The following is a 10,180-nucleotide window of genomic DNA, read 5'->3' as shown; positions in this document are numbered from 1 at the left end:
AGAACAAAAAAGAACGACGCACTGGAAAATTTATCTTTGCAACAGTGCGTCGTTGCGATGGCGTGCATTATAGAGATTTCAAAATCCTTTGCAAGTGCTTTTTTGCAAAAAATCTAAAAAAAATGACCGCTTGGCGAACTTTTCTTCGTCATGCTGAAATTAACGACTACAGGCGGTTAATTTTTATAAAAATTCTACAAAACGTGATCTATATCACAAAAAACAACATACTGAATTTAAGAACTACTGCTATCATATTGCTCTTTTTATTCTTCTATAATCTCAAAAAAGGAAAAACTATGAGCCAATTAGACGCATTACGCGAAATGACTGTTGTGGTTGCAGATACTGGTGATATTGATGCAATCAAAGCCTATCAACCAGAGGATGCTACAACTAATCCATCTTTAATTCTCAGCGCTTCTGCTTTGCCACAATATGCTCCCTTAATTGATGAAGCCATTGCTTATGCTAAAGCACAAAGTGATGATAAAGCACAACAGCTAATTGATGCAGAAGATAAACTTGCGGTTAATATCGGTTTGGAGATCTTGAAAGTAGTAAAAGGACGCATTTCAACTGAAGTGGATGCTCGTTACTCTTATAATACAGAACAAACTATTGCAAAAGCACGTAAGCTGATCAAACTTTATAATGATGCAGGTATTGCAAATGATCGCATTCTGATCAAAATTGCCTCTACTTGGCAAGGAATTAAGGCTGCTGAGCAACTAGAAAAAGAAGGGATCAACTGTAATTTAACCCTGTTATTCTCCCAAGCACAAGCGCGGGCTTGTGCTGAAGCAGGTGTTTATCTCATTTCACCATTTGTTGGTCGCATTTTAGACTGGTATAAAGCTAATTCAGATAAAAAAGAGTATATGCCGGCGGAAGATCCTGGGGTGATTTCTGTTACATCTATTTATAACTATTATAAACAACACGGTTATAATACTGTTGTGATGGGCGCAAGCTTCCGTAATGTTGGCGAAATTACTGAATTAGCCGGCTGTGACCGTCTCACTATTGCTCCTGCATTATTAAAAGAGTTGCAAGAAGCCAATGCTGAATTACCACGTAAACTGGCTTACAATGGAGAAATTAAAGCGCGCCCAACGCCAATGAGCGAAGCAGAGTTCTACTGGGAACATAACCAAGATCCTATGGCGGTAGAAAAACTTGCAGAAGGTATCCGCAAATTTGCTATTGACCAAGAGAAATTAGAAGCAATGCTTAGTGCAAGATTATAATTTTTCAGCAAATTTCTAATAGAAATGAACCGCTTGTTATGTTACAACAGTCACAACAAGCGGTTCGTTTTTATGTAAATATGACAAAATTACATGGCAGTTGAATTCTGATTAAACCCATCTTTTGGTGTACGCTGATAATCGAGATTTAGCATTTCATTTGCCATAAACCAATTAAGTTCTAGCTCTATTTCGCCTTCTGCAAATGAACCTAATTCATAAGGAGGATACACAAACACAATACCATTCGGGCTAAAATAGAAATTCTCTGAAACACGAAACTCTTCTGGCGTAGTAAAACCATTATATTGTCCATTTTCATCAACACGCTGTTCACGATAAGTCTGCCATAGTAATGCTTTGAGCTTTTCTCTCTGCTTTGTATTAATAAGCTCATTTAAAGTGAGAACTTTTCTTTTATTAATATCAATATTGACATAGTGTGTCATATACATACCATGCGCTCCCCCCATATACTCATCTACCCGCATAGAAAATGAAACAAGATGGTTACGCTGTCCTAAATATTGGCTTTCAAGGGAACTATGCATGCCAATAACGGGAAATTCTTTTATATTTTCGATTAACGTATCATAAACTTGTTGTAGGTGCTGAACTGCCGTTTCTGGGCTAATTTCATCTTGTTTCGACAAAACTTGCTGAGAATTTAGCAGGCCTTCGTTTCCTGCCTCAATGTGCAAGATAAATTGCAAAAATTGAGTCAATAATAGCTGATCAAGCCACTGCACTTTAGTTTTGGGAATAGATGCAAAAACACGTACTTCGCTTGATTCAAGCGAATAATCTTCCTTTTGAGCTTGGGTTAATTCAACATGTTCCGATTTGTTAAACAGAGCCTCAATTTCAACATTTAATGCAGGAAACCGTTTTTTTGCCTGTTCTATTTCTGCTTGAGAAGCCCTCAGCTGACTTTCCAACTGCATAATAGTTTTTTCCGCATCCAACAGCTTTTGCGTGTTGATCTTATCTTCACAGCCTGTTATTAGAATAACAGTGCTTATTAATAATGCGAGGCATGATTTTTTCATAACAGATCCTTTGCAAAAAATTCTAAAAATATAACCGCTTGTTGTAGAAAAATCCCCTATACCGTGTTGCAGTACAGGGGATAGTTATTAATCATCTAAGAAACTACGTAATGTTTCTGAACGGCTTGGATGACGCAGCTTACGTAAGGCTTTCGCCTCAATTTGACGGATACGCTCACGGGTCACATCAAACTGTTTACCGACCTCTTCTAATGTATGGTCTGTATTCATATCAATACCAAAACGCATACGCAAGACTTTTGCCTCTCGTGGAGTCAGCCCTTCTAGGACTTCATTCGTCGCAATACGTAAACTTTCTGCTGTTGCAGAATCCAGAGGCAACTCAAGTGTGCTATCTTCAATAAAATCACCTAAATGTGAATCGTCATCATCACCAACAGGCGTTTCCATAGAAATCGGTTCTTTAGCAATTTTCAGCACTTTACGAATTTTATCTTCTGGCATACCCATTTTTTCTGCCAATTCTTCTGGTGTTGCCTCACGCCCCATCTCTTGTAAGCATTGACGTGAAATACGATTAAGCTTATTAATCGTTTCGATCATATGTACAGGAATACGGATCGTACGTGCTTGATCAGCAATCGAACGTGTGATCGCTTGGCGAATCCACCACGTAGCATAAGTGGAGAATTTATAACCACGGCGATATTCGAATTTATCCACCGCTTTCATTAAACCAATGTTACCTTCTTGGATTAAATCTAAGAACTGTAAGCCGCGATTAGTGTATTTTTTCGCAATAGAGATAACTAAACGCAAGTTTGCTTCTACCATTTCGGTTTTTGCTTTACGCGCTTTTAATTCACCACTAGCAATTCGTCCACCAATTTCACGAATTTGTGCGATTGTTAACCCCGTGTTTTCTTCTAACTTCTGTAAATTAACAATATTATTGCGAATGTTATCCGCATAATCTGCAAGTTTTGGTACACCACCTTTTTTCGCATTAATCGCTTTTTCGATCCATGCATCTGAAGTTTCATTGCCTTGGAATGCTTTCAAGAAATCCGCTTTCTTCATATTCGCATATTCCACTGCATAACGCATAATCTGACGTTCCTGTGCCCGCACTTGCTTCATCATATTCTGCATTGTTTCAACTAAGAGATCGAACTGTTTTGGTACTAGACGGAACTCACGGAAAATATCGGATAGTGCTTGAATCTGGTCTCTTGCTTGCTTTTTATGACGGCCATGTTTTTGAATAGCCGCTAATGCTTTTTCGTGTTGTTCTTTTAATGCATTAAATTTCTCTCGGGCAAGCTCAGGATCGATAGAGTTATCATCCGAAGAATCCGCGGAGCTGTCGCCATCTTCGTCTTCATTTTCATCCTCTACATCAGCCGCTTCAGCTTCTTCATCCGCTAAATCTGCTTCAATATCATCAATTGGCGCGGCTTCTTCTGCATTTGGATCAACAAATGCCGTCACAAGATCTGAAAGACGCATTGTACCTTCTTCAACTTGTGCATAGCGTGCAATCAGCTCGGTTAATGCTTCTGGATATTCTGCAACCGCACATTGAACCTCATTGATCCCTTCTTCAATGCGTTTTGCAATATCAATTTCGCCTTCACGGGTAAGGAGTTCAACAGTACCCATTTCACGCATATACATACGAACAGGATCTGTAGTTCTGCCTAGCTCTGATTCCACCGTAGAAAGCACTTTAGTTGCTTCTTCTACAACATCTTCATCTGCGATATTACCGTTAAGCATTAATTCATCTGCATCAGGAGCTGTTTCTAATACTTTGATCCCCATATCGTTGATCATTTGGATAATATCTTCGATTTGATCCGCATCGACCAACTCTTCTGGTAAATGGTCGTGCACTTCTGAGATAGTCAGATAGCCCTGCTCTCGCCCTGTGGCAATTAGCTGTTCTAGCTGAGATTCTTGTTCTTCAAATTGAGATTGTTGTTCCATAATTCTATCCGTTCTGTGCGAGCAAAAATAAGGTGGGATTATACCACCGCTTTTATTGATATTTGTAAAATTTTACAGGAAATTTACCGCTTGTTATCGGTCTGTTGATAATAACAAAATCAGCTCCTGCTTTTCTTCCACTTCTAAACCTGAACTGCGATCTTTAGCCTGCAAAATATCAATGCGCCGTTTGACTAACTTTTTGTAAAAATAATCCAACGTTTCGGTAAAAGTCTGTTCGATATATTCAGGGCTGACTAAATGATCCCAGTTAGCCAATAATTCAAGGGTACGGTAATCCTGACTGTCGCGCAAATGTTCTAGCAGCCCTCCCATTGTAATTCCTTGGTGCTGACGGCAAATGCTTGCTAGCGACAAGAACAGTGCCATTCCTTTTTCATTTGTCTCCGCAAGAAATGTCATATCTCGCGGAACAAATTCTACTAATTGAGGATTTTGCAACAGCAAAGCAATTAACAAACGCATTGGTGTACGCTCAATCTTTGGTAATGCAACTTGTTTCAATCGCATTTTAGCTGGCTGCTGAGCTGGAAGTATTGTTTCAAGCTGTGACGCGTCGATCACTCCCAATTTCTGCCCCAGCATATCTCGTAAATATAACCGTAACATTTCACCGGGGATGCGTTTAATTAATGGAACAGCAAGACTCGCGAGCTTAGACTTGCCTTCTTTCGAACTTAAATCAACCTGAGTAATCAATGAGTCAAACAAGAAATCGCTAAGTGATTGTGCTGTCTGTAAATAACTTTCAAAGCCATCTTTACCCTGCGAACGCACAAAGGTATCGGGATCTTCCCCGTCTGGTAAAAAGATAAATTTAAGCTGTCTGCCATCGTATAAATAAGGTAAAGCATTTTCCAAAGCGCGCCATGCAGCTTCTCTCCCAGCGCGATCACCATCATAACAGCATATAATCTGTTCTGTGACCCGAAACATTGCTTGAATCTGCTCACCTGTTGTTGCGGTACCGAGTGATGCCACAGCATTATCAATACCAAATTGAGCCAATGCAACAACATCCATATAACCTTCAACAACTAGCAAACTCGTTGGGGTTTCATTGATTTGTAGCACTTGCCACAACCCATATAATTCACTGCCTTTATGGTAAGTTGCAGACTCAGGAGAATTCAGATATTTTGGACGTTCATCACCCAATACTCGACCACCAAAAGCAATCACTCTTCCTCGTCTATCCCGAATGGGGAACATTATCCGATGACGAAAGCGATCATACACTCGCCCATTATCGTTTTTTGATAACATGCCAGTATCAAGTAATTTTTGCACTTCATCTTGATTACGACCAAAATAGCGTAATACGGTATCCATTGAATTCGGCGCGAAGCCTATTTCAAATTTTTCAATGATTTCTGCTGATAAGCCACGTTGAATAAGGTATGACAAGCCGTTTTCATCTTGCGCTAAGACCGCTCGATAAAAAGCAGAGATCTGCTCCATCAATTCATACAAATCGCGCTTAGTTTTAAAACTTACCTGCGCTTTAGCATCCCGAGCATTGAGATTCTCGCGTGGCACTTCAAGATTATGTAATGCGGCAAGTTCCTCTACCGCTTCCGGAAATTCAAGCCGCTCATATTCCATTAAAAATGTAATCGCATTACCATGCGCTCCACAGCCGAAGCAATGGTAAAACTGCTTAGCAGGGCTAACACTAAATGAAGGTGTTTTTTCATGGTGGAAGGGGCAACAGGCTTGATAATTTCGTCCTGCCTTTTTGAGTTTAACTCGGCTGTTAATTAGCTCAACAATATCAGTACGTGCCACAAGATCATCAATAAATGAACGTGGAATAGTGCCTTTCATTGATCCTCCTGTAGCCTAAGAATAAGCGGTTAATTTTGTGAAAAATTTTGCAAATTATTTCCCTAAATAAACCGCTTGAAATCGATATGCTAGAAATGTCAAAACCGTGATCCCCAAAGGTTTCACGGTTTCAACTAAATCGTTATTAACTAATAAATTAGTATAAACGGGTGTTGCGTGCGTTCTCGCGAGCATTACGTTTAGCGTGACGTTTAGCTAAAGATGCTTTCTCACGTTTACGAATTGTAGTCGGTTTTTCGTAGAATTCACGAGCACGAACTTCTGCTAAAAGACCTGCTTTTTCGCAAGAGCGTTTGAAACGACGTAATGCAACGTCAAATGATTCATTTTCACGAACTTTAATTACTGGCATAAGCCATCACCTCAGAAAAAATATTTAAATTAACCGCACAATTAGGTGGCGGCATAGAACTAAAAAAGGTGTCGCATTCTACCGCAGGCTTTTGGGGAAGTAAAGACTTTAATTAAAGGAATTATGTAAATATCTTTTATCCTTTCTGATTGTTAAAAAACTTCTTGCTCCTTTTTTCCTTATGGTATCTGATTTCCAGTGTATAAATAATTAAGAAGATATGCCTATGCCAACGAAACAAATAGCTATCACAAGGAGCATTATTTATTCCACGACGAAGGCTAGGCTAGTGCTTGACATTGATTATATCTCAAGCTAGAATTCTCCGTCCTTTCTTTACTGAAAGGCTTTTTTATTGTTTTTTTATTTTAACTGGAGCTTTTTAATGGCAACTATCAACCAATTAGTACGCAAACCGCGTGTGAAAAAGGTTGTAAAAAGCAACGTTCCTGCATTAGAGGCTTGCCCGCAGAAACGTGGCGTGTGTACTCGTGTGTACACTACAACTCCTAAAAAACCAAACTCTGCATTACGTAAAGTTTGTCGTATCCGTTTAACTAACGGTTTTGAAGTAACTTCTTATATCGGTGGTGAAGGTCACAACCTTCAGGAGCACAGTGTTGTATTAATCCGTGGTGGTCGTGTTAAAGACTTACCAGGTGTGCGCTACCACACTGTACGCGGTGCATTAGACTGCGCTGGCGTGAAAGATCGTAAACAAGGTCGTTCTAAATACGGCGTTAAACGTCCTAAGGCTTAATGGAACTCCGTTAAGTAAGGCCAAACGTCTAATTTAGTCAAACTAATTTAAACCATAAACTCCAGTCAAAAGCATATACTTATGCAAAGATGAGTTTTGGATAACCCTGAAAATTTTTTTATACGGAGAAATTCCCAATGCCACGTCGTCGTCGTATTGAACCTCGCAAGATTCTTCCAGATCCAAAATTCGGATCAGAATTACTTGCAAAATTCATCAACGTTTTAATGGTTGATGGTAAAAAATCTATCGCAGAATCAATCGTTTACGGTGCATTAGAAACTTTAGCACAACGTTCTGGTAAAGAAGCGTTAGAAGCATTTGAAGTAGCACTTGAAAACGTTCGCCCAACTGTAGAAGTTAAATCTCGCCGTGTTGGTGGTTCTACTTACCAAGTACCAGTAGAAGTTCGCCCAGCTCGTCGTAACGCTTTAGCAATGCGTTGGATCGTTGAAGCAGCTCGTAAGCGTGGTGATAAATCAATGGCTTTACGTCTTGCTAATGAATTATCTGATGCAGCAGACAATAAAGGTTCAGCAGTGAAAAAACGTGAAGATGTTCACCGTATGGCTGAAGCTAACAAAGCGTTTGCTCACTTCCGTTGGTAATCGATTTTTGATTTTTGTAGGCTTCATCTCAAAGGTTGCGATGAAGCCTATTAAGTATATAAATTCTAGAGAATTCATTAAAGGTAATAATAATGGCTCGTACAACTCCTATTGAGCGCTATCGTAATATCGGTATCTCAGCTCACATTGACGCAGGTAAAACAACGACCTCTGAACGTATCCTTTTCTATACAGGTAAAAGCCACAAAATCGGTGAAGTACACGATGGCGCGGCAACCATGGACTGGATGGAACAAGAGCAAGAGCGTGGAATCACAATCACCTCAGCAGCAACAACTGCATTCTGGTCTGGCATGTCTAAACAGTTCCCAGAACACCGTATCAACGTTATTGATACTCCAGGACACGTAGACTTCACTATCGAAGTAGAACGTTCAATGCGTGTTCTTGACGGTGCAGTAATGGTTTACTGTTCTGTTGGTGGTGTTCAACCACAATCTGAAACTGTATGGCGTCAAGCTAACAAATACCAAGTACCACGTATTGCGTTCGTAAACAAAATGGACCGTACTGGTGCAAACTTCTTACGTGTTGTTGAGCAAATCAAAACTCGTTTAGGTGGTAACGCAGTTCCTCTACAACTTCCTATCGGTGCAGAAGATAGCTTCACTGGTGTAGTTGACTTAATTAAAATGAAAGCGATCAACTGGAATGAAGCAGACCAAGGTATGACCTTTACTTACGAAGATATTCCAGCAGATATGGTTGAAGCTTGTGAAGAATGGCGTAACAACCTTGTTGAAGCAGCAGCAGAAGCATCTGATGAATTGATGGATAAATTCTTCTCTGGTGAAGAATTAACCGAAGAAGAAATTAAAGGTGCATTACGTCAACGCGTTCTTGCTAATGAAATCATCCCTGTTTGCTGTGGTTCTGCATTCAAAAACAAAGGTGTTCAAGCAATGCTTGATGCTGTAATTGAATACTTACCGGCACCAACTGATATCCCTGCAATCAAAGGTATCAATGAAGATGAAACTGAAGGTGAGCGTCATGCAAGCGATGATGAGCCATTTGCAGCATTAGCATTTAAAATTGCAACTGACCCATTCGTAGGTAACTTAACCTTCTTCCGTGTTTACTCTGGTGTGGTAAACTCTGGTGACACTGTTTATAACTCAGTGAAAATGAAACGTGAACGTTTAGGTCGTATCGTACAGATGCATGCGAATAAACGTGATGAAATCAAAGAAGTTCGTGCAGGTGACATCGCAGCAGCAATCGGCTTAAAAGATGTAGGTACTGGTGATACTTTATGTACCCAAGATGCACCAATTATCCTTGAGCGTATGGAATTCCCAGAGCCAGTAATCTCTGTAGCAGTAGAACCAAAAACTAAAGCTGACCAAGAGAAAATGGGCTTAGCATTAGGTCGTTTAGCACAAGAAGACCCTTCATTCCGTGTTCACACTGATGAAGAATCTGGCGAAACCATCATCTCTGGTATGGGTGAGTTACACTTAGACATCATCGTTGACCGTATGAAACGTGAGTTCAAAGTGGAAGCAAACATCGGTAAACCACAAGTATCTTACCGTGAAACTATCCGTACTCCAGTTAAAGATGTTGAAGGTAAACATGCAAAACAATCTGGTGGTCGTGGTCAATACGGTCACGTTGTGATTGACTTATACCCATTAGATCCTGAAGGTCCAGGTTATGAATTCGTGAACGAAATCAAAGGTGGTGTAATTCCTGGTGAATACATTCCTGCGGTTGATAAAGGTATCCAAGAACAGCTTAAATCTGGCCCATTAGCAGGTTACCCAGTAGTAGATCTTGGTGTTCGTTTACACTTCGGTTCATACCATGATGTGGACTCATCTGAACTTGCGTTCAAACTAGCAGCATCATTGGCATTCAAAGCTGGTTTCGCGAAAGCAAACCCAGTATTACTTGAGCCTATTATGAAAGTGGAAGTAGAAACTCCACCTGAATATGTCGGTGATGTAATCGGTGACTTAAGCCGTCGTCGTGCAATGGTAAACGGTCAAGAAGCAAACGAGTTCGTTGTTAAGATCAATGCAGAAGTTCCGCTTTCAGAAATGTTCGGTTATGCAACAGACTTACGTTCACAAACTCAAGGTCGTGCATCATACTCAATGGAACCATTAAAATACGCTGAAGCTCCTTCAAGCGTTGCTGCAGCGGTTATTGAAGCACGCAAAAAATAATTTTTATCTTTAAACTCCACCGTATATTTTGATACGGTGGGATTTCAACAACAAAGGAAACTTAAAAATGGCAAAAGAACAGTTTAACCGTGGTGATAAAGTCCACGTAAACGTGGGTACAATCGGTCACGTTGACCATGGTAAAAC

8 protein-coding genes and 1 pseudogene are annotated in these 10,180 nt (G+C 40.1%); 5 read left to right on the top strand and 4 right to left on the bottom strand.

Going from position 1 to position 10,180, the window contains the following annotated elements; genetic code table 11:
• Positions 1-299 precede the first annotated feature (299 nt).
• Entirely contained in the window at positions 300-1,250 is a 951-nt protein-coding gene (tal, locus tag EDC51_RS10685) for a transaldolase (RefSeq protein WP_025267366.1), read from the top strand.
• 89 nt (positions 1,251-1,339) lie between these two features.
• On the opposite strand, the gene EDC51_RS10680 is transcribed toward tal, so the two are convergent.
• The 4 genes from EDC51_RS10680 to rpsU form a co-directional block, all read right to left on the bottom strand.
• Positions 1,340-2,299, bottom strand: coding sequence for an RsiV family protein (locus tag EDC51_RS10680; RefSeq protein ID WP_131928940.1), 960 nt, complete (start codon positions 2,297-2,299; stop codon positions 1,340-1,342).
• A gap of 87 nt (positions 2,300-2,386) precedes the next feature.
• On the bottom strand, positions 2,387-4,249 hold the full coding sequence (gene rpoD / locus EDC51_RS10675) for an RNA polymerase sigma factor RpoD (protein ID WP_015431793.1): 1,863 nt from the start codon (positions 4,247-4,249) through the stop codon (positions 2,387-2,389).
• 93 nt (positions 4,250-4,342) lie between these two features.
• Entirely contained in the window at positions 4,343-6,097 is a 1,755-nt protein-coding gene (gene dnaG, locus EDC51_RS10670; RefSeq protein ID WP_131928939.1) for a DNA primase, read from the bottom strand.
• Positions 6,098-6,254: 157 nt separating this feature from the next.
• Positions 6,255-6,470: a 30S ribosomal protein S21 gene (rpsU, locus tag EDC51_RS10665; RefSeq protein WP_005598703.1), complete on the bottom strand. Its 216-nt coding sequence runs from the start codon at positions 6,468-6,470 to the stop codon at positions 6,255-6,257.
• A 385-nt stretch (positions 6,471-6,855) separates the two neighbouring features.
• Here rpsU and rpsL point away from each other — a divergent pair, with 385 nt between their 5' ends.
• From rpsL to EDC51_RS10885, 4 genes and pseudogenes are all read left to right on the top strand, one after another.
• Positions 6,856-7,230: a 30S ribosomal protein S12 gene (gene rpsL, locus EDC51_RS10660; protein ID WP_005543325.1), complete on the top strand. Its 375-nt coding sequence runs from the start codon at positions 6,856-6,858 to the stop codon at positions 7,228-7,230.
• Between the two features lie 137 nt (positions 7,231-7,367).
• Positions 7,368-7,838, top strand: a complete 471-nt coding sequence (rpsG, locus tag EDC51_RS10655) for a 30S ribosomal protein S7 (protein ID WP_015431791.1) — start codon at positions 7,368-7,370, stop codon at positions 7,836-7,838.
• Between the two features lie 92 nt (positions 7,839-7,930).
• Positions 7,931-10,033: an elongation factor G gene (fusA, locus tag EDC51_RS10650; protein ID WP_015431790.1), complete on the top strand. Its 2,103-nt coding sequence runs from the start codon at positions 7,931-7,933 to the stop codon at positions 10,031-10,033.
• A 67-nt stretch (positions 10,034-10,100) separates the two neighbouring features.
• Positions 10,101-10,180, top strand: a pseudogene (locus tag EDC51_RS10885) (GTP-binding protein); the annotation flags it as partial.

This window comes from Bibersteinia trehalosi, assembly GCF_004346205.1.
Classification (GTDB): Bacteria; Pseudomonadota; Gammaproteobacteria; order Enterobacterales; family Pasteurellaceae; genus Bibersteinia; species Bibersteinia trehalosi.
Note: the sequence above shows the minus strand (reverse complement) of the source record. Positions and strands in the feature narration are given on the sequence as shown.